Annotated in this window: 23 protein-coding genes; 20 read left to right on the top strand and 3 right to left on the bottom strand. The window is 63.5% G+C overall.

Annotated features, from left to right (window positions below):
- The first annotated feature begins 125 nt into the window (after positions 1 to 125).
- The 13 genes from LJ725_RS16705 to LJ725_RS16645 all read left to right on the top strand — a co-directional run bounded on the left by LJ725_RS16705 (position 126) and on the right by LJ725_RS16645 (position 13,803).
- A complete protein-coding gene (locus LJ725_RS16705) occupies positions 126 to 2,009 on the top strand; it encodes a DUF3363 domain-containing protein (protein WP_329958373.1) in 1,884 nt (627 codons plus the stop codon).
- A 128-nt stretch (positions 2,010 to 2,137) separates the two neighbouring features.
- A complete protein-coding gene (locus tag LJ725_RS16700) occupies positions 2,138 to 4,138 on the top strand; it encodes a conjugal transfer protein TraG (RefSeq protein ID WP_230551778.1) in 2,001 nt (666 codons plus the stop codon).
- Positions 4,139 to 4,146: 8 nt separating this feature from the next.
- Positions 4,147 to 4,590, top strand: coding sequence for a CopG family transcriptional regulator (locus LJ725_RS16695; RefSeq protein ID WP_230551777.1), 444 nt, complete (start codon positions 4,147 to 4,149; stop codon positions 4,588 to 4,590).
- 138 nt (positions 4,591 to 4,728) lie between these two features.
- Positions 4,729 to 5,697 (top strand): P-type conjugative transfer ATPase TrbB, encoded by a 969-nt coding sequence (gene trbB / locus LJ725_RS16690; RefSeq protein ID WP_230551776.1) that lies wholly within the window; start codon positions 4,729 to 4,731, stop codon positions 5,695 to 5,697.
- A 53-nt stretch (positions 5,698 to 5,750) separates the two neighbouring features.
- On the top strand, positions 5,751 to 6,020 hold the full coding sequence (locus LJ725_RS16685; RefSeq protein ID WP_230552050.1) for a TrbC/VirB2 family protein: 270 nt from the start codon (positions 5,751 to 5,753) through the stop codon (positions 6,018 to 6,020).
- Positions 6,020 to 6,283 carry a VirB3 family type IV secretion system protein gene (locus tag LJ725_RS16680; protein WP_230551775.1) on the top strand — a complete coding sequence of 88 codons (264 nt, stop codon included), beginning with the start codon at positions 6,020 to 6,022 and terminating at the stop codon, positions 6,281 to 6,283. Before LJ725_RS16685 ends, LJ725_RS16680 begins: the two co-directional genes overlap by 1 nt.
- Positions 6,284 to 6,293: 10 nt before the next feature.
- Entirely contained in the window at positions 6,294 to 8,732 is a 2,439-nt protein-coding gene (gene trbE, locus LJ725_RS16675; RefSeq protein WP_230551774.1) for a conjugal transfer protein TrbE, read from the top strand.
- On the top strand, positions 8,729 to 9,466 hold the full coding sequence (gene trbJ, locus LJ725_RS16670; RefSeq protein ID WP_230551773.1) for a P-type conjugative transfer protein TrbJ: 738 nt from the start codon (positions 8,729 to 8,731) through the stop codon (positions 9,464 to 9,466). The genes trbE and trbJ overlap by 4 nt, the downstream gene beginning before the upstream one ends.
- Positions 9,467 to 9,503: 37 nt before the next feature.
- On the top strand, positions 9,504 to 10,757 hold the full coding sequence (gene trbL, locus LJ725_RS16665) for a P-type conjugative transfer protein TrbL (protein ID WP_230551772.1): 1,254 nt from the start codon (positions 9,504 to 9,506) through the stop codon (positions 10,755 to 10,757).
- On the top strand, positions 10,757 to 11,440 hold the full coding sequence (trbF, locus tag LJ725_RS16660; RefSeq protein ID WP_230551771.1) for a conjugal transfer protein TrbF: 684 nt from the start codon (positions 10,757 to 10,759) through the stop codon (positions 11,438 to 11,440). The genes trbL and trbF overlap by 1 nt, the downstream gene beginning before the upstream one ends.
- Positions 11,437 to 12,384 carry a P-type conjugative transfer protein TrbG gene (gene trbG, locus LJ725_RS16655; protein WP_230551770.1) on the top strand — a complete coding sequence of 316 codons (948 nt, stop codon included), beginning with the start codon at positions 11,437 to 11,439 and terminating at the stop codon, positions 12,382 to 12,384. The genes trbF and trbG overlap by 4 nt, the downstream gene beginning before the upstream one ends.
- Positions 12,381 to 13,550 carry a TrbI/VirB10 family protein gene (locus LJ725_RS16650; protein ID WP_230551769.1) on the top strand — a complete coding sequence of 390 codons (1,170 nt, stop codon included), beginning with the start codon at positions 12,381 to 12,383 and terminating at the stop codon, positions 13,548 to 13,550. The genes trbG and LJ725_RS16650 overlap by 4 nt, the downstream gene beginning before the upstream one ends.
- A 10-nt stretch (positions 13,551 to 13,560) precedes the next feature.
- Complete coding sequence (locus LJ725_RS16645) at positions 13,561 to 13,803, top strand: DUF2274 domain-containing protein (RefSeq protein ID WP_230551768.1); 243 nt, start codon at positions 13,561 to 13,563, stop codon at positions 13,801 to 13,803.
- Here LJ725_RS16645 and LJ725_RS16640 read toward each other — a convergent pair.
- The 3 genes from LJ725_RS16640 to LJ725_RS16630 all read right to left on the bottom strand — a co-directional run bounded on the left by LJ725_RS16640 (position 13,796) and on the right by LJ725_RS16630 (position 19,079).
- Positions 13,796 to 14,704 (bottom strand): LysR family transcriptional regulator, encoded by a 909-nt coding sequence (locus LJ725_RS16640; RefSeq protein WP_230551767.1) that lies wholly within the window; start codon positions 14,702 to 14,704, stop codon positions 13,796 to 13,798. The two genes, LJ725_RS16645 and LJ725_RS16640, sit on opposite strands and share 8 nt — an antisense overlap.
- Before the next feature lie 752 nt (positions 14,705 to 15,456).
- Positions 15,457 to 16,644, bottom strand: a complete 1,188-nt coding sequence (locus tag LJ725_RS16635) for an adenylate/guanylate cyclase domain-containing protein (RefSeq protein WP_230551766.1) — start codon at positions 16,642 to 16,644, stop codon at positions 15,457 to 15,459.
- A gap of 83 nt (positions 16,645 to 16,727) precedes the next feature.
- The gene (locus LJ725_RS16630) at positions 16,728 to 19,079 is read right to left on the bottom strand and encodes a heavy metal translocating P-type ATPase (protein ID WP_230551765.1); all 2,352 of its coding nucleotides are present in this window, start codon (positions 19,077 to 19,079) and stop codon (positions 16,728 to 16,730) included.
- Between LJ725_RS16630 and LJ725_RS16625 the strand changes: the two genes are divergently transcribed.
- The 7 genes from LJ725_RS16625 to LJ725_RS16595 all read left to right on the top strand — a co-directional run bounded on the left by LJ725_RS16625 (position 19,041) and on the right by LJ725_RS16595 (position 24,701).
- On the top strand, positions 19,041 to 19,394 hold the full coding sequence (locus LJ725_RS16625) for a metal-sensitive transcriptional regulator (protein ID WP_329958377.1): 354 nt from the start codon (positions 19,041 to 19,043) through the stop codon (positions 19,392 to 19,394). The genes LJ725_RS16630 and LJ725_RS16625 overlap by 39 nt on opposite strands.
- 55 nt (positions 19,395 to 19,449) lie before the next feature.
- On the top strand, positions 19,450 to 19,875 hold the full coding sequence (locus LJ725_RS16620; RefSeq protein ID WP_230551763.1) for a hypothetical protein: 426 nt from the start codon (positions 19,450 to 19,452) through the stop codon (positions 19,873 to 19,875).
- 374 nt (positions 19,876 to 20,249) lie between these two features.
- Complete coding sequence (locus LJ725_RS16615; RefSeq protein WP_230551762.1) at positions 20,250 to 21,686, top strand: TolC family protein; 1,437 nt, start codon at positions 20,250 to 20,252, stop codon at positions 21,684 to 21,686.
- 14 nt (positions 21,687 to 21,700) lie between these two features.
- Positions 21,701 to 23,092, top strand: a complete 1,392-nt coding sequence (locus LJ725_RS16610) for a multicopper oxidase family protein (RefSeq protein ID WP_230551761.1) — start codon at positions 21,701 to 21,703, stop codon at positions 23,090 to 23,092.
- Positions 23,093 to 23,111: 19 nt separating this feature from the next.
- The gene (locus tag LJ725_RS16605; protein ID WP_230551760.1) at positions 23,112 to 23,603 is read left to right on the top strand and encodes a cupredoxin domain-containing protein; all 492 of its coding nucleotides are present in this window, start codon (positions 23,112 to 23,114) and stop codon (positions 23,601 to 23,603) included.
- 25 nt (positions 23,604 to 23,628) lie between these two features.
- Complete coding sequence (locus tag LJ725_RS16600; protein WP_230551759.1) at positions 23,629 to 23,919, top strand: copper-binding protein; 291 nt, start codon at positions 23,629 to 23,631, stop codon at positions 23,917 to 23,919.
- Between the two features lie 296 nt (positions 23,920 to 24,215).
- The gene (locus tag LJ725_RS16595; protein WP_230551758.1) at positions 24,216 to 24,701 is read left to right on the top strand and encodes a c-type cytochrome; all 486 of its coding nucleotides are present in this window, start codon (positions 24,216 to 24,218) and stop codon (positions 24,699 to 24,701) included.
- Positions 24,702 to 24,790 lie beyond the last annotated feature (89 nt).

Raw genomic sequence — 24,790 nt, 5'->3', positions numbered from 1 at the left:
GCCGGGCGTCTACTTTCAACGGGCAAATTCAGCAGGCTATTCGACGGGCTGGCGGCAATCCCTCTCGATTGGGTGAGGCCGGGAAGGGCGGCGGCCGGTTCAACGAACGGGGACGGGGGGCCTCGGTGGCTGCGGCGTTGAAAAGCCGGAATGCCTGGAGCCGCCTCGATCGCCTTCGCACCCGCTCACGTCGGGTCGCGGTCAAGGCTCGCATCGTGAAGCTCAATCCGCAGCGAGGCGCGGCCAGGGGACGGCAGTTCGTCAGCGCCAAAGCCGTCGATGCTCATCTCCGGTACCTCCAGCGCGATGGTGTAACCAAGGACGGAGAAAAGGGCCAAGTCTACTCCGCTGGCAAAGATGTCGAGGATGGTCGTGCATTCGTGGAGCGCGGCCGGGAAGACCGCCATCAGTTCCGCTTCATCGTGTCGTCCGAGGAGGGTGTCGAGCTCTCTGATCATCGCGCGACCACCCGCGAACTCATGAAGCAGATGGAGGCCGACCTGGGTACCCGCCTCGACTGGATCGCGGTCGATCACCACAACACCGGCCACCCTCACACTCACATCATTGTTCGGGGCGTGACCGACGATGACAAGACTCTCAACATCGCTGGCGATTACATCGCTTATGGCATCCGGGAGCGGGCTAGCGAAATCGTAACCCGGGAGCTCGGCCGCCAGACCGAGCATGAAGTGTCCCGCGGCTTGGAGCGCGAAGTCGACGGTGACCGCTTTACGCGCCTCGACCGCATGCTGCTCGCCGAGCAGCGGAGCCGAAACGAGTTTACCGACCTGAGGCCGGATCGGGACATGCTCGAAAGCCTGCGCCGGAATCGGGCGCTGCTGATTCGGCGGGCGCGCAAGCTGGAGCGCATGGGCCTGGCCACCCAGGTGGAGCCAGGCCGGTGGACAGTGTCGCCCAGCGCCGAACCCGTCTTGCGGGAGCTGGGAGAGCGTGGCGACATCATCAAGACCATGCATCGGGCACTGGACCGCGAAGGGTTGGCCGACGCCCGCGCAATCGCAGGCTATGTCCTGCATCGCGAGGAGATGACCGCGCCGATCGTTGGTCGGGTGCTCGACAAGGGGCTGGCGGGCGACGAGATGGGCGAGCGCATGAGGCTCGTCGTCGACGCCGTGGACGGGCATGTCCATCATCTCGAGATGGATCCTGCCGGAGTAGAGAATATTCAGCGCGGCATGATCGTGACTGCTGGTGCCGGCAAGACGGGACCGCGCGCATCGGACCGCAATATCGTGGCCATTGCCGGAGAAGAGGGTATCTATCGGCCAGCCGCGCATCTGGAGCACGCTGTCGGCACCGTCGAGCGTCTGGGCGGCGATCCGGCGGCCTACGTCCGATCCCATGTCCGGCGCCTGGAGGCGCTGCGACGGGCCGGCCATGTCGAGCGGATCGATGCCGACCACTGGCGCATTCCCGCCGACTTGGCCGAGCGCGGGCAGGCGTATGACCGCACGCGGGACCGCGCGGCAGGTCGGGTGACCGTCCTCTCGACGTTGGGTCTCGATCGGCAAGTCGGCCATGAGGGCGCGACGTGGCTCGACCGAGAGTTGGCCTCTCGTCAGCGCACCGTTCTGGCGGACGACGGATTCGGCCGGGACGTGACGGCCGCGCTGGCCAGGCGTCGGCGATGGCTGGCGGACAAGGGGTATGCCACGGAAGGCGTCGACGGGCGGATCCGGATTTCTCGCGACTTGGTGCAGCGGCTTGAGGCTCGTGACGTCGAGCGCGTCGGCCGCGCGCTCGCCGCCGATCGGGGGCGGGAATGGCAGCCCGCCATTCCGGGAAACCACGTTGCCGGGACGCTGGTCGGCTCCACGCAGCTTTCGAGTGGACGGTTTGCCATGATCGACGACGGGCTTGGCTTCAGCCTGGTCCCGTGGCGGCCCGCGCTCGAACAGCATGTCGGCCGCCTCGTGTCAGGGGTGGCCTTGCCCGGCGGTGATGTCAGCTGGTCGCTTGGACGACGCCAAGGACTGGGGCTGTAACTCGAAGAGGAAGAGCGCGGCAGACCGGTTCACGGCACTCACCAAATTGCACGCCAGGGCCGCCGGCTGAGCGCTCTGCGCGTCGTCGGCATTGAACGGATGGCAAGCGACCGCTTGATCTCCTCGTCATGTCTGCGACGAAGATCCTGTGGGGGCAGATCACCCTCGTTTTCGCCATCGTGCTCGTAGCCGTATGGGCATCCACGCAATGGACGGCCTGGCGGCTGGGTTATCAGCCCCAGCTCGGGCCACCATGGTTCGAACTCGCCCAGGTACCGATCTATTTTCCTCCAACCTTCTTCTGGTGGTGGTACGCCTTCGACGCCTATGCCCCCGCGATCTTCGTGGAGGGCGCCTGTATCGCGGCCTCGGGTGGCTTTATTTCGATCGGGGTCGCGATCGGCATGTCGGTGTGGCGCGCGCGAGAAGCGAAGAACGTGGCGACTTATGGTTCAGCTCGTTGGGCGACTGCAGTCGAGGCTCGCCATGCAGGCTTGATTGGTCCGGACGGCGTGGTGCTTGGCAAGCTCGGCGCCGACTACCTGCGGCATGAAGGACCGGAACACGTTCTCTGCTTTGCGCCGACGCGAAGCGGCAAGGGCGTCGGTTTGGTCGTGCCGACCTTGCTGACCTGGCCGGGCAGCTCGATCGTTCACGACATCAAGGGAGAGAACTGGGAGCTGACGTCGGGCTTCCGGTCTCGGCACGGCCGCGTGCTCCTGTTCGATCCCACTAATGCGGCGTCGGCCGCCTACAATCCGTTGCTCGAGGTGCGTCGCGGCGAATGGGAAGTCCGCGATGTCCAGAACATTGCCGATGTTCTGGTCGATCCCGAAGGCGCGCTGGAGCGGCGCAATCATTGGGAGAAGACCAGTCACGCCCTTCTGGTCGGTGCGATCCTGCATGTCCTGTATGCCGGTGAAGACAAGACGTTGGCAGGAGTTGCCGCATTTTTGTCAGACCCAAAGCAGCCGATCGAGACGACACTCAGGGCAATGATGACCACGGCGCACCTCGGCGAGGTGGGTGTCCATCCGGTCATCGCGTCGGCCGCGCGGGAGCTGCTGAACAAGAGCGAGAACGAGCGCTCGGGCGTACTCTCGACCGCCATGTCCTTCCTCGGACTATACCGCGACCCCGTGGTCGCCCAGGTGACGCGTCGCTGTGATTGGCGCATCCGCGATCTCGTCGAGAACGAGCGACCGACGACCCTCTACCTGGTCGTACCGCCGTCCGACATCAGCCGGACCAAACCGCTGGTGCGCCTCGTGCTCAACCAGATTGGCCGCCGACTTACCGAAGAGCTCCACGCCAAGGGACGGCGGCACAGGTTGCTGCTCATGCTCGACGAGTTTCCTGCTCTGGGTCGCCTCGACTTCTTCGAGTCGGCACTGGCTTTCATGGCCGGTTACGGATTGAAGGGCTTTCTCATCGCCCAGTCGCTCAATCAGATCGAGAAGGCCTACGGTCCCAACAACGCCATCTTGGACAACTGCCATGTCCGTGTGTGCTTCGCCACCAACGACGAGCGCACCGCGAAGCGCGTCTCGGACGCGCTCGGCACGGCGACCGAAATTCGCGATGCCAGAAACTATGCCGGGCACCGGCTGAGCCCGTGGCTAGGCCATCTCATGGTTTCTCGGCAGGAGACGGCGCGGCCGTTGTTGACGCCTGGCGAGGTCATGCAGCTGCCAGCGAGCGACGAGCTGGTCCTGGTTTCTGGGTGCCCGCCAATCCGCGCCAGGAAGGCGCGGTACTACGAGGACCGGCAGCTGACAGAACGTCTGCTACCACCGCCAGAGCCAGAACGGCTGGGAGATTCCGGCGTCACGCTGGATGATTGGAGTGCCAAAGCTTTTCCAACGGTTCAGGCGGCACGCGGAGAGGGAACCGGCGGTCTTCAGGGAGGGCAGCCCGTCGACGATCCCGCCAATGGCGGCATTCGTCGAGAGCCGGAGCTTGCCGAGCATGAAGACATCGCGGCCGAGCCCGTCACGCCGTCGCCCGAGTTCGAGTTTGCCGAGGATGAAGCCGACGAAGATGCGGTGCGAGCTCGCCGTTTGCGCGCGACGGCTCGGGGGCTCGCCCGCCAGGCCACGATGGATCCTGGCGATGGAATCGACTTGTGAGTGGATAGATGCGCACCAAGCATACGTTTCGCCTGCCACCCGATTTGGGGCTGAAGCTTGCCGACTATGCGTCGCGCAAACGTGTGCCGCAGGCCCATATCGTGGAGACCGCACTCGCCTCGTTCCTGTCGCCGGATGCCTCCGAAAGACTTGAGGGAGCGCTCGGCCGTCGCTTGGACCGGCTCGTTCGACAGGTCGAGCGTCTGGAACGGGATGTCACGATCTCCAACGAGGCGCTGGCGCTCTTCGTGCGCTTTTGGCTGACCACTACGCCGTCTTTGCCTGACGGCGCACAGCAGGCCGCGCAAGCCAAGGGCCGCGAACGCTACGAAGGTTTCGTGGATGCTCTGGGCCGGCGCCTAGCGAAGGGACGGACGCTCTCCGATGAGATCTCGCGGGACATCGGGCCAGACGAGGGTGCGGAACGCGACTCGCCCAAGGAGCCAGTTTAGCAGTCCCGCTCATTCGCACGCCCTTCTACGCCAGAGCACTACGATCCATCGGTTGTTATTGCGCCGAGCGTGTTGGTGCTTCTTCTAATCGACCCCGTTCGATGGCCGCTGCTTGCGGCCCAGCATCCCGGGGTGACGATGACGATTCATTCCTTTCAGGCAGAGGTCATTTCTCGGGGCGCGCGCATGCTCCGCACCGCGCTCGGACCCGCAATCGCGACATGGCTCGAAGATCCGTCCGTCGTCGAGGTGATGCTCAACCCCGATGGTCGGCTCTGGATCGACCGACTGACGACCGGCCTGGCCGAGACGCAGGAGAGACTGGCAGCCGCCGAAGGTGAGCGCATCGTGCGGTTGGTCGCCCACCATGTCGGCGCCGAGGTCCATCCTGCCCGTCCGCGCGTATCGGCCGAGTTGCCCGAGACGGGTGAGCGGTTCGAGGGGCTGCTGCCGCCCGTTGTCGCGGCGCCCACCTTCGCGATCCGCAAGCCCGCGGTCGCCGTCTTCACCCTCGACGATTACGCCGGGGCAGGCACCATGACGATGGACGAGGCCGAGGCACTCCGGCGGGCGGTTGCCGACCGTCGCAACATTCTCGTGGCCGGTGGCACTTCGACCGGCAAGACGACGCTCGCCAACGCGCTCCTCGCCGAGGTGGCAAAGACGACCGATCGGGTGGTGCTGATCGAGGATACCCGCGAACTGCAATGCCGCGCCGCCAACCTCGTCGCCTTGCGCACGAAGGACGGTGTGGCGTCGTTGTCCGAGCTGGTGCGTTCGTCCCTGCGGCTGCGGCCCGACCGCATCCCGATCGGCGAGGTCCGGGGCGCCGAGGCGCTCGACCTTCTGAAGGCCTGGGGCACCGGCCATCCCGGCGGCATCGGCACCATCCACGCCGGATCGGCGATCGGGGCGTTGCGGCGTCTCGAGCAGCTTATCCAGGAAGCCGTCGTCACGGTGCCCCGCGCCCTGATTGCAGAGACGATCGACATCATCGCCGTGCTGTCCGGTCGGGGGAGCGCCCGTCGGCTGACGGAACTCGCCCGCGTCGAGGGCCTCGGCGCCAACTCGGACTACGCCCTCTCACCTGCAGGAGAACGTCAATGAATCGCCCAATCCTCCGTCGTGCCGTAGGAACGGCCGCGATCTCGTCATTGAGCATGGCGATCTACTCGTCGGCAGCCTATGCGGCGGGCTCAAGCATGCCCTGGGAGCAGCCATTGCAGCAGGTCCTGCAATCGGTGGAAGGACCGGTCGCCAAGATCGTCGCGGTGATCATCATCATCGTCACCGGTCTCACCCTGGCGTTCGGCGACAGCTCCGGTGGATTTCGTCGCCTGATCCAGATCGTGTTCGGCATTTCGATCGCCTTTGCCGCCTCGAGTTTCTTCCTCTCCTTTTTTTCGTTCGGCGGGGGGGTCCTGGTCTGATGACCGAGCCCGTTCCCGGCTTCGTGGTGCCGCTCCACCGCGCCCTCAGCGAGCCGATCCTGCTGGGCGGCGCGCCGCGCTCGATCGCGATCCTCAACGGCACTCTGGCGGCGGCCATCAGCCTGGGACTGCGCCTCTGGGTCGCCGGCCTGCTGATCTGGCTTGTCGGTCACGGTGTGGCCGTCTGGGCGGCCAAGCGCGACCCGCTCTTCGTCGAGGTGGTGCGTCGCCACCTGCGCATCCCGGGCCGGCTCGGCGTCTGAGGGGACTGTCATGATGAATCTCGCCGAATACCGGAACTCGGCCACGCGCCTCGCCGATTTCTTGCCGTGGGCAGCGCTCGTCGCTCCCGGCATCGTCCTGAACAAGGACGGCTCTTTCCAGCGGACCGCGCGGTTCCGCGGCCCCGACCTCGATTCGGCGGTGCCGGCAGAGCTGGTCGGCGTCGCGGGACGGTTGAACAATGTCCTGCGTCGGCTTGGATCGGGCTGGGCGCTGTTCGTCGAAGCGCAGCGGCAGCCTGCCAGTATCTACCCGGAGGGAAGGTTTCCGGACGCGGCATCGGCGCTGGTCGACGCTGAGCGAAAGGCGGCCTTCGAGGAAGAGGGGACGCATTACGAATCGGCCTACTACCTGACGTTTCTGTATCTCCCACCCGCCTGGGAATCTGCTGGTGCCGAGCGCTTCTTCTATGAAGGCCGCCACCGCGCTGCGGGAGCGGATGCTCGTGAGATCCTGGCAGGCTTCATCGACCGGACGGACCGTGTGCTGCATCTTCTCGACGGTTTCATGCCCGAGTGCCGCTGGCTCGACGACGCAGAGACGCTGACTTACCTGCATTCCTGCATCTCCACCCGGCGTCAGAGCGTGCGCGTGCCGGAAGTGCCAATGTATCTGGACGGGCTGCTGGCCGATCAGCCCCTGACCGGCGGCCTCGAGCCTAAGCTTGGCGACAGCCATCTGCGGATACTCACGATTGTCGGTTTCCCCGGTACGACCACGCCGGGGCTGCTCGAAGAACTCAATCGTCTGGCCTTCGCCTATCGCTGGTCGACGCGGGCGATACTGCTCGACAAGACAGACGCCACGCGGCTTCTGACGCGAATCCGCCGTCAGTGGTTCGCCAAGAGGAAGTCCATTGCGGCCATCCTCAAGGAGGTGATGACCAACGAGGCGACGACGCTCGTCGACACCGATGCGCACAACAAGGCGACCGACGCCGATGCTGCCCTGCAGGAGCTCGGCTCGGACGCCGTCGGCGCGGCCTACTGCACTGTTACCGTCACGGTATGGGACGAGGATCCGCGCGTCGCCGACGAGCGGCTGCGCCTCGTCGAAAAGGTGATCCAGAGCCGCGACTTCACCTGCATGGTGGAGAGGGTCAATGCCGTCGATGCGTGGCTGGGCTCACTTCCGGGGCATGCCTACGCCAATGTGCGCCAGCCGCCGGTCTCGACGCTGAACTTGGCGCACATGATCCCGCTGTCGGCGGTCTGGGCCGGACCCGCGACCGACGAGCACTTCCGTGCGCCGCCGCTGTTCTTTGGCAGGACCGAGGGGGCGACGCCCTTCCGCTTCTCGCTTCATGTCGGCGATGTCGGCCATACGCTCGTGGTCGGCCCGACGGGCTCCGGCAAGTCCGTGCTCCTGGCCCTAATGGCGTTGCAGTTCCGGCGCTACGACAAGGCGCAGGTGTTCGCCTTCGACTTTGGCGGTTCCATCCGTGCCGCTGCGCTCGCGATGGGAGGAGATTGGCACGATCTCGGCAGCGCGCTGGGAGAGGAGGAAGGGAATCCCGTAGCCCTCCAACCGCTGGCGGGCATCCACGATGTCGCAGAGCGTGGCTGGGCGACAGACTGGATTGCAGCACTCCTGGCCCGCGAGAAGATCGTCCTCACGCCCGAAGTGAAGGACCATCTGTGGTCGGCCCTCGGGTCGCTGGCATCGGCGCCTGTCGAAGAGCGCACCCTGACGGGGCTGTCGGTGCTGTTGCAGGCAACCGCCCTCAAGCGGGCCCTCCAGCCCTACTGCTTGGGAGGTGCCTATGGCCGCCTGCTGGATGCAGAGGCCGAACGGCTCGGCAGCACGTCGGTACAGGTCTTCGAAACCGAGGGGCTCATCGGAACAGGTGCCGCGGCTGCCGTGCTCGCCTATCTCTTCCATCGAATCGAGGCACGTCTCGACGGCAGCCCGACCCTGCTGATCGTCGACGAGGGCTGGCTCGCCCTGGATGACGAGGATTTCTCGGACCAGCTGCGTGAGTGGTTGAAGACCTTGCGCAAGAAGAACGCCTCTGTCGTCTTCGCGACGCAGTCTCTTTCTGACATCGATGACTCCGCCATTGCGCCGGCTATCATCGAGAGCTGCCCGACTCGGGTCTTTCTGCCAAACGAGCGAGCCATCGAGCCGCAGATCACGGAGATTTATCGCCGCTTCGGTCTCAATGATCGTCAGATAGAGATTCTCGCTCGGGCGACGCCCAAGCGCGACTACTACTGCCAGTCCCGCCGCGGCAATCGCCTGTTCGAGCTTGGCCTTGGCGCAGTGACGCTTGCCCTCACGGCGGCCTCGTCGAAGGCCGACCAGGCCCTCCTCGAACGCGTGCTGGGCGAGCACGGCCGAGAGGCTTTCCTTGCCGGCTGGCTTCAGGCGCGGGCCGTGCCCTGGGCTGCCGATCTCATCCCCGACCTCAGCACAGGAGAATCTTCATGACTTCCATTCGCCGTTGCAGTGTTGCGCTTGCGGCCATCCTCGCCTTCTCCGGCAGTGCGTTGCCAGCCTCGGCGCAGATGACAGTGTTCGATCCCAGCAATTATTTGCAGAATCTCCTGACCGCGGCGCGCACGCTCGAGCAGGTCAACAACCAGATCCTGTCGCTGCAGAACGAAGCGCAGATGCTGATCAACCAGGCCCGCAATCTTACGAGCCTGCCGTACTCCTCCTTACAGCAGCTGCAGCAGTCGATCGGGCGGACCCAGCAACTCCTGGGTCAGGCGCAGAACATTGCCTACGACGTCCAGCAGATCGATCGGGCGTTCTCGACGACCTATGCGCCTGCGTCGGCCACCCAGTCGGACCAATCGCTGATCGCCAGTGCCCGGACGCGTTGGGAAAACTCCGTCGCGGGCCTGCAGGATGCCCTGCGCATCCAGGCGACGGTCGTCGGTAACCTCGAAACCAACCGCTCAGAAATGTCCGCCTTGATTGATGCCAGCCAGGGCGCGGCCGGGGCACTGGAGGCGGCGCAAGCCGGCAACCAGCTCATCGCGCTTCAGGCGCAGCAGCTCGCCGATCTCACGGCGGCGGTCGCTGCGCAGGGCCGGGCACAGAGCCTCGAGGCGGCGGCGCGCGTGGCGGCCCAGGACCAGGCGAGGGAGCAGCTTCGACGCTTCCTTGCGCCCAACACCGGCTACCAGCCGTCGACCGTTCGCATGTTTCCTGAATGAGGCTGTCGTGTGGGCAGAAGGCAAGGAGTGAAAGCCGATGGGCGGCACTGGCGTTATCGACCGGTTCCTCGCAGTCTTTACGAGCTACATCGACAGCGGCTTCGGGTTGCTGGGCAGCGAAGTGGGTTTCCTCGCGGCCACCCTTGCCGCGATCGACCTGACGCTGGCCGCGCTGTTCTGGGCCTGGGGCCGGGACGAAGATATTATCGCCAGGCTCGTTAAGAAGACCCTGTTCATCGGGGTCTTTGCCTACCTCATCGGCAACTGGAACAGCCTCGCCCGCATCATATTTGAGAGCTTCGCCGGCCTTGGCCTGAAGGCCTCCGGTACGAGTCTGTCGGCGGCGGACTTTCTCCGACCGGGGCGGGTCGCCCAAGTGGGGCTTGATGCCGGACGCCCCCTCCTGGAGTCGATTTCAGGACTGATGGGCTACATCAGCTTCTTCGAGAACTTCATCCAGATCGTGGTGCTGCTGTTCGCCTGGGTCGTGGTGCTGCTGGCCTTTTTCATTCTTGCCGTTCAGCTCTTCATCACCCTGATCGAGTTCAAGCTGACGACGCTCGCCGGCTTTGTGCTCATTCCCTTCGGACTCTTCAGCAAGACGGCGTTCCTGGCCGAGCGGGTGCTGGGCAACGTCGTTTCCTCCGGCGTGAAGGTGCTGGTGCTGGCAGTCATCGTCGGGATCGGCTCGACGCTCTTCTCTCAGTTCACTTCAGGCGCTGGGGCCCAGCCTTCAATCGAAGACGCCATGGCGCTCGTGCTGGCCTCCCTGGCCCTGCTGGGTCTCGGTATCTTCGGGCCGGGCATCGCCAACGGCATCGTCTCGGGCGGCCCCCAACTGGGTGCCGGTGCGGCGGTGGGGACCGGGCTGGCGGCCGGCGGGCTTGCCGCCGCAGGTGGCGCCCTGGCGACGGGCGGCGCGAGTGCGCTGGCCGGTGCCGCGGGCGCGGCCGCCCGAGGCTCTGCGGCTCTGGCAGGGGGCGCCGCGACTGCCTATCGCGCCGGTGGTCTGTCCGGCGTGACCACGGCTGGCGCATCCGCCGCGTCGAGCCCGCTCCGCCGGGCGTCAGAAAGCGTTTCGAGCAGCTTCGAAGCCGGCGGGCGCGCCGCTTCCGGCGGTGCCGATGCCGGCACTGCGGCGGCTTCGCCGGACGCGCCGCCCGCCTGGGCGCGGCGCATGAGGCGGAGTCAGGCCGCAAGTCACGGCGCTTCCGCCACCACGCATGCCATCCGGTCCGGCGATCACGGTGGTGGCGGCTCCTCCATCGATCTTTCTGAAGGGAACCATTGATGTTCAAGCGTTCGTCCGTCCGTTACGGCCACACACCCGTGCCGGAGACGCCCTACCAGAAGGCTGCGCAAGTCTGGGACGACCGGATCGGGTCTGCACGTGTGCAGGCCAGGAACTGGCGCCTGGTGGCGTTTGGCTGCCTGGGGCTGGCCGCCGGTCTCGCCGGTGGGCTCGTCTGGCAAGCGGCGAGGGGCACGATCACGCCTTGGGTCGTCCAAGTCGACAGGCTTGGCCAGGCACAGGCGATCGCGCCGGCCGATCCCTCCTATCAACCCACCGATCCGCAGATCGCCTTTCATCTTGCGCGGTTCATCGAGGACGTGCGCGGGCTGCCATCTGACGCGGTCGTGCTCCGTCAGGGCTGGCTACGGGCATACGACTTCACGACGGACCGCGGCGCCACGGCCCTCAACGACTATGCGCGCCGCGCCGACCCTTTCGCCAAGCTCGGCAAGATGCAGATCTCTGTCGAGGTCTCGAGCGTCATCAGGGCATCGCCCGACAGTTTCCGGGTGGCCTGGACCGAGCGTCGCTACGAAAGCGGCCAGCTCGCGGCCACCGAGCGCTGGACCGCCATCCTCACCATCGTGATCGAAACGCCGCGAGACGCCGATCGTCTGCGCAAGAATCCACTCGGCGTCTTCGTAAATGCCATCAACTGGTCGAAGGAGCTCGCACAATGAGGTACCACCGCATGCGGCCAGCCATTTTCGTCTCCTTGCTGGCGGTTACGGGATGCGCGTCCACCAAGCCGCCTCAGATCAGTTACGACGAGAGCGTGCCGCCGCTCCCTGTGTCATCCGCTTTCACCGAGGATGCACCGCCGCAGCCTCTGCACATTCCCCCGGCCTGGACGCCGGCGCGCGGAGGACCGGGTGATGCAAGGGACCCGGTGGCACGCGTCGAGGCTGCCAATGGCGCCGCGCGGGTGGAGCCGCGCCGCGAGGGCTATTTCAACGCCGTGCAGGTGTTCCCGTATAGCCCGGGAGCCCTCTATCAGGTCTACGTCGCTCCCGGACAGATCACCGACATTGCCCTGGAGCCTGGCGAGCAACTCACCGGGTCAGGCCCGGTGGCCGCCGGCGACACGGTACGCTGGATTATTGGCGATACGGAAAGCGGTAACGGCGATACGCGTCGCGTGCACATCCTGGTCAAGCCAACCCGGCCTGCCATCGAAACCAACCTCGTGGTCAACACCGACCGACGTACCTATCTCATCGAGCTGCGGGCCCATGAGCGACCTTATATGCCCTCGGTTGCCTGGTTCTATCCGGAGAGCCGAGGCAAGAGCCTGCGCGCTCTGCCGCCAGTGCCGGTTCTCCCTGAGATCGCCCAGCGCCGGTATCGATACTCGATCGAGGGTGACAAGCCGCCCTGGCGTCCGGTCAACGCCTACGACGATGGGCGCAAGGTCTATGTCGAGTTCTCGCCCGGCATCGTTCAGGGGGAGATGCCACCTCTCTTCGTCGTCGGCGCGGACGGCAAGCCGGAGCTCGTCAACTCCCGTGCATACGGCAACGTCCTGATCGTCGACCGCCTGTTTGCCGCGGCCGAGTTGCGGCTGGGCGGCGAGAGCCAGCAGATCGTCCGGATTGTCCGCACGGACGGAAGGCAGCAACGATGACCGATCAGAACCAGTCGGATTCCACAATCTCGACAACTGCTCAATCTTTCAGGCTGCGATCCGAGGGGCCTCGCGTCACCCGCCTATCGCGCAGTGTGCTGATTGGCGGAACGGCACTGGGCCTGATCTTGATCTGTGGCGCCGTACTGTGGGCTTTGCAGGGAGACCGGCTGCGTGGCGTCACGCCGCAAGAACTCTACACCACCGACCGGCCTCGCGTGGCCGATGGTCTTGCGGCGCTGCCGCGGGACTACACCGGAGTTCCCCGGGATGTCCCGCCACTCGGGCCGCCGCTGCCGGGCGATCTCGGCCGACCGATCGTGGCAGCTCAGGGCCAGCCCGTCCCGCCATCGCCTGACGCCGAGCAGCAGCGTCGGGCTCAGGAGACGGAAGCGGCTCGCGTCAGTCGCCTGTTCGCGCCAGGCAATCGCCAGACACAGCCTGCTGCCGGAAACATTCCCTCGTCCCAGCCATCAACATCGGCAATGCCGTCATCCGCCGATGAGGCTTCGATACAAAACGGACAGGACCGCAAGCTCGCTTTCATGAATGCGCCCGTTGATCGGAAAACGACCAGTCCCGATCGTCTGGCGCGGCCTGCTTCACCGTTCGTGCTGCAAGCTGGAGCCGTCATTCCTGCGGCTCTCGTCACCGGCCTACGGTCCGACCTTCCGGGGCAGATCACCGCGCAGGTGACGGAAAACGTCTATGACACGCCGACGGGTGGCGCATTGCTGATTCCTCAAGGGGCGCGACTGATCGGCGTCTACGACAGCCAGGTTACCTTTGGTCAGTCGCGTCTTCTTCTGGTCTGGACACGGCTGCTTCTGCCAAATGGCTATTCGATCTTGCTCGAACGACAGCCCGGGGCCGATTCCACCGGGCAGGCCGGGCTGGAAGACGATGTCGACCACCACTGGGGATCCCTGTTCAAAGCCGCGCTTCTTTCCACCATCTTGGCGGTGGGCACCGAGCTGGGCTCGGATCAGAACGATAGCGATATCGTCCGCGCTCTGCGCCGGGGTGCGGGCGACACGCTGAACCAGGCTGGGCAGCAAGTGGTACGGCGGAACCTCAACATCCAGCCAATCCTCACGATCCGCCCCGGTTATCCAGTACGGGTCATCGTGACCCGCGATCTCGTGCTTCAGCCTTATCGGGGATAGGAGAAACGTCATGTCCAAGCTCAAGCTCGGTGCCATTCTGGACGAGAAGCCAGTGAAGCTGACGGTGGACTTGCCGGCGGCCATCCACCGGGATCTCGTCGTCTACGCGGAGACGCTCGGCCGGGAAACAGGGCAGACGATCGATCCGGCCAAGCTCGTGGGACCGATGTTGGCCCGGTTCATGTCGGCTGATCGAGTCTTTGCCAAAGCCCGACGTTCGGCGAAAGCTTTGGCAAAAGTAGACGCTAGGTGAGGCTGGTTGGATAGTGTGCTTGCCGCAGCGTTTCTAGGAACCGGACGAGAGCTGGATTCCTATTTTGCTCCTCCCAGCATGCCGTGAAGGTGATATGGCTGGGACCTGAAGCATCGCGAAGCTCGCGAAAGCGGACGCCGGGATAGCCAAGACTGGTCCACGATTCGCAATGAATGCTGACATGAAGCCCTGCTTCCATCATCCCGAGAATCTTCTCATTGCTGACGTCCCAGGCTTCTATTTTGGGAGCATCGCCTGGCGCGGCGAGCTTCTTGAGGATCAGATTGCGCAGATCCAAACCCGGATCCCACTGGCTGAGAAGAAAGGTCTCGTCTTTGAGGTCGTTCCAATCGATGACCTCACTGTTCGAAAGAGGGTGCCGCGAAGATAGCGCCGCAACAATGCGCTCCGACCATAGCGACATTGAAGGTCCACTATGTTGTCGCGCCTGTCCGGCGACGATGGCGACATCTATGTCGCCCGCTGTGAGTGCGGTAGCCAGTAGAGCCGCGGAGCGTTCGGTGACCTGTATGCCAATGCCTGGAAATGACTTAATATGCTCCGCCAGCACCGTGCGTACCTTGTTTGTGGACACGGCTGTTCCAAAGCCTGCCTTGAGTACGCCTGCTTCTCCACAGTCGGCCAACCGCGACGCTGTGACCATGTGATCGATTTCGTCAAACAGGCGGCGAGCCGCGTGAGTCATGCTCGCACCAGCCGGCGTGAGGCGTACTCCACCACTCGATCGCTCGAACAAAGGGAAACCGACTTGCTCTTCTAGGTGCCGAATCCGCCGGCTGAGTGCCGATTGTTTGAGGTTGAGGGCTGTCGCAGCTTGCCGAAAGCTTCCGTGCTCGGCAGCAGCAATTACACTGCGCAACGAACTTAGATCGAGGTTCATGTTCCGACCACGTGCCTGTTGCAGAATTTGAGCAGGAAAGTGCCGGGCGTCCTGCGAGGCTCTTCCTAAAGGGTGAAACCTGCCTTAGTGATTTCCCTCAACATACATCCGTGCAATCTCAGCCAATTCCCGAACGATGGTGTGCGTCTGCAATATGCAGCAATTTCAATCTGGTTAGAGCATCACCGAGCATCCAGAATGTTGAGTGGCGATGAGGGGGGAACGAAAAGTCTTTGGCGAAGGCCTCAGCGAAAGAGGACCGCCGAGCCCACGACGATGATTGTCAGCGGACGGGGCAGCAGTTCCATGGCGACAGCGAGCATCGATCGCGACGCCTGCAGATCCTCGCTGCCCGTGTTAAGTCCATTGTTAAGAGATGCGTGATCTCGCGCGGCCTCAGGCCGCGCAGTGCCAGGATGACATAGAGCCCCAGGTGCTGCGCCGGGCAGTCAGCCAGCGGACTGATGACCCTGCCGGCGGCAGAACCAGAAGGACGGCAAGTCCGCCGTGCGGCAGGGCCGCGAGTCTCGCGACCCGCACGCCGCCCAGCAGTTTCCGGCGCGGCCGAAGAAAAGCAGAATATCAAGGCGTTGCCTTTTGGCCAGGCTTCAGCGCGTGGGCAAGTAAGCCCATTAGCTTGCCAGACACGAAGGCCTCGGAACTGACGAACAACTCGGCGAAGCGCCGCGATAGCAGGCCTTCGAGCCGGAGCTGAAGGGTGACCACCCAAGAGCTCTGGCGCTCAGCAAGGTCTAACAGCGCGGGAGATACGCGAGTTTTAGTTTGCCGCGCCTTCCTTCGAGTTCCGCAGCATCCTTCCATTTCCAGTTGGCGCTGGCGTTGAAGCCAGGCACATCCTGCAGGACGTCTTGCGAAACGACGAGCGCAGCCTGCAGCGGCCGGCACAGCCGCTCCAGGCGTTCAGCAACGTTGACTGCGTCGCCAAAAACAGTGAATTCGGCGTGCCCACCACTTTCAAGAACGCCACCGATTACGGCCCCTGCATGCAGACCGATCCCGGCGTCGATGGCGGTCTTGCCAAGCCCTAGTCGCTCCTTGGTCCATTGCTCAAGCGACGCGCTCAGTTCCAGGCCGCATTTCACGGCGCTTGCCGAATCGTCTGGCCCGGCTTTGGGATGACCGAACACCGCCATGACGCCGTCACCGATGAACTTGTCGATGGTGCCCCCGTACTTGAATACCGCTTCGGTTACCCGTTGCCGGTATTCCGACAGAAGCTCGGCAATCGCCTCAGGCTTGGCCGTTTCGCTAAGCCGGGTGAAGGAGCGAAGATCGACGAACATTATCACTGCGCGTCGCCGGGCGAGAGCAAGGCCGGTGGCATTGTTCTGGAGTTCCGCGACTACGCTGGGGGAAAAAAACCGAGCCAGCATTTGGCGCCGTCTTTCACTTGCCACAGCCTCGGCAAGAATCGCGCTATGCTCCTTTGTCAGCAGGTAACAGACGAAGGCGGCGAATGCGAAAGCCGCCGCGAGCGCGCCCTCGGCACCAAACAAGGACCATTCGCTGGCCGCCATCGGATGCAGGTGAGCGTGCACAAAGAGGGTGATGGCGAGTAGCGATAGCCAGCCCGTCAGCACGACGGTGGAGAACAGGAGAACAAGATCTGGTCGCAATCGCAAGGCTGTGTGCGTCAGCAACAGAAAGCCGATCGCAAGGGAAGGGGCAGTTAAGCTGTGATCGAACGTTTGGCCGGGTGCAAACAGATGTTCGTGAAAGAGGGCCACTACCAACAGCGCATCAATGACAACGAAGACTGCCGTCGACCAGCCCGGCCCCCGTCGTTTCCAGGCCAACACCAACGCAACAGCGGTCGCAATTACGTACCAGCCGATAACTTGAATATGGACGAGTACGCTTTCGCCGTGCCTATTGGCCATAAGGTTAAGCACGAGGACGACGAAAACCAGCAGCCGCAACCACGCGGACCGCATCTCGCGGCGCCACCGGCGTTCCTCCCACGAGACGCCGGTTTCATTGGTAGCTTGCGCGAACAAAGGAGTTAAAGCCGAAAGGCTCTCAACCGCAAGGCGTTTGCGATGACGCTGAAGGAGGACAGCGCCATGGCAGCCGCTGCGATGATCGGCGACAGGAGGATGCCGAAAGAGGGGTAGAGTACGCCTGCGGCGATCGGGATGCCGGCTGCATTGTAGACGAAGGCAAAGAAGAGATTCTGGCGGATGTTGCGCATCGTTGCTTCGGACAAGCGTCTGGCCCGCACGATGCCCATCAGGTCGCCCTTGAGCAGCGTCACGCCAGCACTCTCGATTGCAACGTCCGTGCCGGTTCCCATCGCGATTCCGACATCTGCCGCAGCCAGGGCAGGCGCGTCATTGACGCCGTCGCCAGCCATGGCGACGACGCGGCCTTCGGCCCGCAACTTCTCGATGATCGCGCTCTTCTGTTCGGGAAGCACGTCCGCTTCGACCTCGGCAATGCCGAGCCGGCGCGCGACGGCTTCCGCCGTGGTGCGGTTGTCTCCGGTCAGCATGACGACCCGGATGTTCTCAGCGGTAAGGGCGCGGATCGCCTCGGGCGTTGTCGGCTTCACTGGATCGGCAATGGCAAAGACAGCCGCCGGGGCTCCATCCACTGCAAGGAAGATCGCGGTTGCGCCCTCGAGCCGGAGACGCTCCGCTTCTTCCTGCAGACTGTCCGGACTGACGCCGAACTCCGCTAGGAACTTTGCGTTGCCAAGCACTAGTTTGCGACCGTCAACCGTGCCGGTCACGCCCTTGCCGGTCGGCGAGTCGAACTCGCTCACCTCAGACAACGCAATCTTTCGGTCGGCAGCTTCCTTGACGATCGCTAGGGCAAGCGGATGCTCGCTGGCCCTCTCGGCACTTGCTGCCAGCGTCAGGACCGCGACCTCCGTGAACTCCTTGGCAGGGACGATGGCCACCACCTTCGGCTTGCCCTCCGTTAAAGTTCCGGTCTTGTCGACCACCAGCGTATCCACGCGCTCCATGCGCTCCAATGCTTCCGCGTTTTTGATCAAGACGCCTGCCTGCGCACCGCGCCCGACGCCGACCATGATCGACATGGGGGTTGCAAGGCCGAGCGCGCAGGGGCATGCGATGATCAGAACGGCGACTGCGGCGACGAGCCCGAAGGCAAGTCGCGGTTCTGGTCCGAACAGGGACCAGGCGATGAAGGCTGTAATCGAGATGGCGATCACGACGGGCACGAAGTATCCAGAGACCTGGTCGGCCAGCCTCTGGATCGGCGCGCGACTGCGTTGAGCTTCGGCCACCATCTGGACGATGCGGGCGAGCATCGTGTCGCGGCCCACCTTGTCCGCGCGCATGACCAAGGCGCCCGTCGAATTGAGAGTGCCGGCGATCAGGCTTGCACCCGTCTCCTTGGTGACGGGCATGGATTCGCCGGTGACCATCGACTCGTCGATCGCCGACCGGCCGCTCAGCACCTCGCCGTCCACGGGCACCTTCTCGCCCGGCCTGACACGCAGGCGATCACCGACCGAGATGACGTCTAGCGACACAGTCTCGTCGCTACCGTCCTCCTTGAGCCGTTGCGCGGTCTTGGGGGCGAGATCAAGCAGGGCCTTGATGGCGCCGGAGGTCTGCGCGCGTGCGCGGAGCTCGAGCACTTGGCCTAGCAGGACGAGGACTGTGATGACGGCCGCGGCCTCGAAGTACACCGCCACTGAACCATCGCTGCCCCGAAAGGCGGCCGGGAACAGACCTGGCGCGAGGACGGCCACGACGCTGTAGATCCAGGCCACACCGGTGCCGACGGCAATCAGCGTGAACATGTTGAGGTTGCGTGTGACCAGGGACTGCCAGCCACGCACGAAGAAGGGCCAGCCGGCCCACAACACGACCGGCGTGGCCAGGACCAGCTGAATCCAGTTGGAAGTCTTCTGATCGAGCAACATGTGAAGCGACGTGAGGTGTCCGCCCATTTCGAGCGCTACGATGGGCAGGCTGAAAGCCAGGCCAATCCACATGCGCCGCGACATGTCGATAAGCTCATGGTTCGGGCCATCGTCGAGCGAGACCTCTGCGGGTTCCAGCGCCATGCCGCAGATCGGGCAGCTCCCCGGCCCGACCTGACGGATTTCTGGATGCATGGGGCAGGTGAAAATCGTGCCGGGCGCTACGGGGGTGGCGGGCGTCTCGTCTCCTGGCTTGAGATAGCGGGCCGGCTCCGCCTCGAACTTCTGCAGGCACTTCGGGTTGCAGAAGTAATAGGTCTGGCCTTCATGCACGGTGGTGTGCTTGGCCGTCGCGACGTTCACCGTCATGCCGCACACGGGGTCCGTCGCGGTGGGCCGGGAATGGGCGTGGCCCTGATGGTCGGCGTGTCCGCCGCTGCAGCAATCGTGTTTCATGGCTTGCCATTTATACCCTACAGGGGTACGGTTCAAGCCATGGACGCCAAATTAAAGAAATCTCAGCTCGCCCGGCTCAGCCGCATAGAGGGGCAGGTGCGCGGGATCGCCCGAATGATTGAGGAGGAGCGGTACTGCATCGACGTGCTGACGCAGGTCCGCGCCGTGCGCGCCGCGCTGAACAAGGTCGAGCAGGAGACGCTTGCTGACCATCTGCAACATTGTGTGGCCCACGCCTTCCATGCAGGCTCGGAGAAGGACAGGATGAATAAGATCGAAGAGATCCTTGAAGTCCTCGACAGTAGGCGCCGCTGACCGCTCGCCATTCTGCCAATTGACAACTCATCGGTCCCTGTTCATTTAAATCCCCATGATCGCCGCTCTTTCTCTAAGAAAGCTTGCACAGGCAGTTTTGCTTGCGCTGGCGGCATGGGTGCTCGCTGCGGGTGTTGCATCTGCTCACGGCGGTCATGCGGGCGTGGATACGCGATCTTCATCAGAATCGGTCTCATCGCTGCCAGCGGCTTCCCAGCATAAAGATATCGCAGCGGGTCGTGCCGAACTAGCGGAAGGGAATCATGCGTTCGTCGAGCGCAGCGAAGATCCATGCCCGGCCGGCAACCCCGCGAAACACACCGGAAGTTGCTGCACTGTTGCATGCCATGCTGCCATGGCTGCTCCTGCGATCGACCCGTGGATTGGCCCCAGAGTGGTGTCGCCCCTTTTCGCCGCGCTGAGCGATATGCTTGAAGGCCGTTGCGGCGATCGTTCCGAACGCCCACCCAGACTCGTCTGACCGCGTTCGCGCCATAGGCGCGTGTCCGGTCGAGAGCCTGTGAGAGGCTCAACACCTCACGACACCTGACTTGCGTGAACGCAAAGAGGTCGCCGCGGCCCGTGGCGATGCTCCGTCCGTCGCGTTCACGTCAATTCCGTCTGGGTCGTCATCATGAAATCCTTGGTTCTAGCCGTGCTCGCGCTGGGAGTGGCTTCCTGCGCCGCGCCGCCATTGCCCGAGTTGTCGCCTACCGATGCGTCCAGCTCGGATGCTCCGACCGTCGCCACGCCCTACCAGCCGGTGTTGTCCGGCACTGCTTCCCACATGCCTGTCGGGCTGAAGCCCTGGCGGGAGCTCAATGATCGCGTCGCTCCCGGCGGGGGTCGGTCACAATGAAGATCATCACAAGAACTGCCGCCATTGCATGCGTAAGCTTGCTGGCCGCGGGCTGCGCAAAGTTCACGGACGATGGCGGCATGGCGCCAGTCACCGACAGCATTCGGAAGGAAATTGGCCGTGATGCGGTCAAGCTTTCGTCACCCGAAGATATGCGTCGCGCACGCGAGCGCGTACAGGCCTTGCTGTCGGAGCCCCTGACCGAAGATACGGCCGTACAGATTGCGCTGCTCAATAATCGCGGGCTACAGGCGGCCTACAACGATCTTGGAGTGTCGGAGGCTGAGTATGTCCAGACCAGCCTGCCCCCAAATCCGGCCATCACCGTGGGCCGTTCCTTCGGTACAGGCAACTTCGTTGAATTCGGCTTTCAGCTCGTCGGGAACTTGCTCGCGTTCGCGACGCTGCCGAGAAAGACTGAGATTGCGAAGCGCGAATTCGAAGAAGCGCGCTACCGCGCGGTCGCGACGACACTCAGCCTGACGATTGACGTACGTCGGACTTACATCAAGGCGATTGCTGCCCAGCAGCGCCTCGCCCTGCTGGAGCAGGCCCGGCAGACCGCCGATGCTTCTGCCCAGATGATGAAGCAGCTTGGCGAAACAGGTGCCGCCAACAAGCTCGACCAAGCGCGCGTCACCGCCTTTTATGCCGACCTGAGCGCCCAGGTGGCCCAAGCGCGACTGAGCGTCAGTACCACACGTGAAGCTTTAAATCGGATGTTGGGCATTTGGGGAAGTGATCTCAGCTATAAGTTGCCGGCTCGTCTTCCGGCCTTGCCCGCCGCCGCTGATGCTTTGGCGGACGTTGAAGTCGAGGCGATGAAGCGGCGCGTCGACCTCATCATTCTTCGCTACGAGATCGTGACGCTTGCGAAATCGGCAAAATTCGTCAACGCCACCCGCTACATGTCGTTTCTGGAACTTGGTCTCGGCTTCAGAAACGAAGTGGAAACCAATGATGCGGGCGAACAGACGTCAAAGAACAGGTATGGTCTCGAGCTAGGCCTCGTGATCCCTATCTTTGACACGGGTGAAGCTCGTGTGGTCACGGCGCGCGAAATCTATATGCGCGCCGTCAACAGACTTATTGAGCGTTCCGTTAACGCCCGCTCGGAAGCGCGAGTTGCTTACACGACCTATCGCGCGACCTACGATATCGCGCGATTCTACCAGTCGCGCATCCTACCGCTTCGACGCCAAATTTCGTCTGAGGTTCTCCTCCGTTACAACGGCATGCTCATCGACGTTTTCGAGCTGCTGATCGAGGAGCGCGAGCGAATCACGGCCAACATCGCCTCGCTCGATGCGTTACGCGACTACCACCTCGCCGTCGCCGACCTGCAGGCTGCTTTGATTGTTGGCGGCACCGTTCCGCCGTCCGGCGTCATCAACACGACTCCACCTCCCGAAACCGTTCCTCTGGGACTTTAGAAGAGGAGAATCACATGAGCATCTCCAGACGCGATCTCGTCGGAGCATCGGGCCTTGCCCTCCTCGGCGCTGCCGCCGTTAGCGGTCGCGTCCAGGCCCAGTCAATTCCGGAAGCGCCGACAACCACGACTAACACGATGCAGCCGCCACTATATCCGACAAGTGGACCGGACTATCAGCCTGTCGTGACGCTGAACGGTTGGACGCTACCCTGGCGGCAGAACGGGGACTGGAAAGAGTTCCATCTGGTTGCCGAGCCGGTTGAGCGCGAAATGGCGCCCGGCATGATCGCCCGACTGTGGGGCTACAATGGACAGAGCCCTGGCCCCACGATCGAGGCGGTTGAAGGCGACAAGGTCCGTATCTTTGTCACCAATCGCCTACCCGAGCACACGACCATTCACTGGCATGGCCAGCTCCTGCCTTCCGGCATGGACGGTGTTGGTGGCCTCAATCAACCGCACATCAAGCCAGGCCAAACCTTCGTGTATGAGTATCAGCTCATGAAAAGTGGGACCTTCATGTACCACCCGCACGCCGACGAGATGGTCCAGATGGCCATGGGCATGATGGGCTTCTTCGTCGTCCATCCCCGCGATCCCAAGCTGCATCGAGTCGATCGCGACTTCGTCTTCCTCCTCTCGTCCTACGATATCGACCCCGGCAACTACGTGCCCAAGGTCGCGGAGATGACCGCCTTCAACATGTGGACCTGGAACAGCCGCGTCTTCCCCGGCATCGATCCCTTGGTGATCGCCAAGGGTGATCGCGTGCGGGTGAGGGTCGGCAACCTCACCATGACCAACCATCCGATCCACATGCACGGCTACGACTTCGAGGTGACCTGCACGGACGGTGGCTGGGTGCGGCCCGAGGCGCGCTGGCCGGAGGTCACGATCGACATCCCGGTGGGCGCGATGCGCGCCTACGAGTTCGACGCGATCTATCCCGGCGACTGGGCGATCCACTGCCACAAGTCGCACCATACGATGAATGCGATGGGGCACGACCTCCGTACCTTCATCGGGGTCGACAAGAAGCAGTTTGCCAAACAGATGAAGCGGCTGGTGCCGGACTACATGCCGATGGGAAGCGCCGGCATGGCCGACATGGGCGAGATGGAGATGCAGCTCCCCGACAACACGCTGCCGATGATGACCGGCTTCGCGCAGTTCGGCGCTGTCGAGATGGGCGGCATGTTCTCGGTCGTGAAGGTGCGCGAGGGCCTGCAATCGGGCGACTACAAGGACCCCGGCTGGTACCAAAACCCACCTGGCACCGTCGCATGGGAATGGAAGGGGCCGAAGCCCGAAGCCACCCGCGCGCCGGCCCCGACGCCGCTCGCGAAGCCCGGCAGCGCACCGGTGCGCGTCGTCAAGCCGTCCTCACACGGCTCCCACAAGTAGTTTAACCCAGGAGGCAAATATGAAAGCTCGGACGTTCTTCATTTCTTCGATCGCCGCAATCCTGCTCACCGGAACAGCCATCGCCGCGCCCGGACACAAGCCAGGCGAAGGACATTCGCATGCGGATGACACGCCCTACGGTAAGCCGGGTGATCCTAAGAAGCCAGCGCGCATCGTTCAGATCGTCTTCCGCGAGGACGATGGAAAGATGTTGTTCCTGCCCGACAAACTCAAGTTCAAGAAGGGGGAGCAAGTCCGCTTCCAGCTTCGCAACAACGGCGCCATCGACCACGAGTTCGTCGTCGGAACGGTTGAGGAGAACCTGAAGCACATGAAGGACATGGAGAAAAACCCGGACATGGAGCACGACGATCCGAATGCGAAACGTTTGAAGCCCAAGGCGACCGGGGAGATCCTCTGGCAATTTACGAAGGCAGGCACTTTCGACTTCTCTTGCCTCATTCCCGGACACCGCCAGGCCGGCATGTTCGGCACCATCGTCGTCGAGTGAGCCAACGCAACTGAAGGAGCATCAGATGTTCAGGAATATCATCACAATCGTACTGACTGCGATCCTGTTCTCGGTTCCGGCATGGGCCGATGGCAACATGGTGAAGGCTGAGGTCGTCAAGGTGGACAAGTCTGCGGGAAAGATCACCCTGAAGCATGGCCCCATAAAGAATCTCGATATGGACGCCATGACCATGGTGTTCCGCGTCGCTGATCCCGCCATGCTCGAAAAGGTGAACGCCGGGGACAAGATCGAGTTCGAGGCTGATCGCGTCAATGGTGCCATCACTGTCACCAAGATAGGCAAAGGGCACTGACGGCGCACCGATGAAACAAGAGATGGTAGGCTCCGTCGTCTGCCTGGCCGCCTTGATAGGCATTGGAGGGTCGTCGGCAGTCGCCGACGATCGCGAGTTGCAGGCGATACTGGTCAAGCAGGCTTGCGTACCCGGCACAGTCAAGCAGACGGCACTGTCACCGTTGGTCACCGCCTACGAGGTGACTTGCCGAGGGTCGGGCCGGGTCCTTGCCATCGTGTGCGTGGACGCGGACTGCCGCCTGCAGCCGAAGCCACGGCAGGAGGACGAAGGCACGACCGCCAGGGAATCGATCGATGGGTAGACGATTGTTTGCCACGCCGCGCCGCGACTGGTGGAGGATCGGGTTTGGAAGCGCGATGCTCGTGATCGTTCTCACGGCGAGTGGTTTCGTGCTCCTTTGGAAGGAGCCGGTCCGTATCGATCCCAGCGACAGCAACCAGGTGGCACTCGGCAAGCAGCTCTACGCGACGGCCTGCGCGAGTTGCCACGGAACCGCTCTCGAGGGACAACCGGACTGGCAGCGGCGCCTTCCCAATGGCCGGCTTCCTGCCCCCCCGCATGACGCAAGCGGGCATACGTGGCATCATTCGGATGCCTTTCTAGTGCTCGTCATCCAGCGCGGTGCCGCGGCATATCCGGAGGGATACCCAACCGATATGCCGGCCTTCGGAGACACGCTCTCGGATCGAGAGATTGCGGCAATCTTGGCTTATATCAAGAGCCGATGGCCTGCGGACATCAGAGCCCGGCAAAGCCGCCTCGGTGGCGCGCGATCGTGACAAAACCACCTGCCATGTCGATCAGTGACCGCATGCCGCGCCACCGTGGCTGCTCTGCTTGAGTTTGCCGTCGACTACAATTCTGACAG

Origin of the sequence: Reyranella aquatilis (assembly GCF_020880995.1) — a bacterium.
Lineage (GTDB): Bacteria > Pseudomonadota > Alphaproteobacteria > Reyranellales > Reyranellaceae > Reyranella > Reyranella aquatilis.
This window is presented reverse-complemented; position numbering and strand designations above follow the sequence as displayed.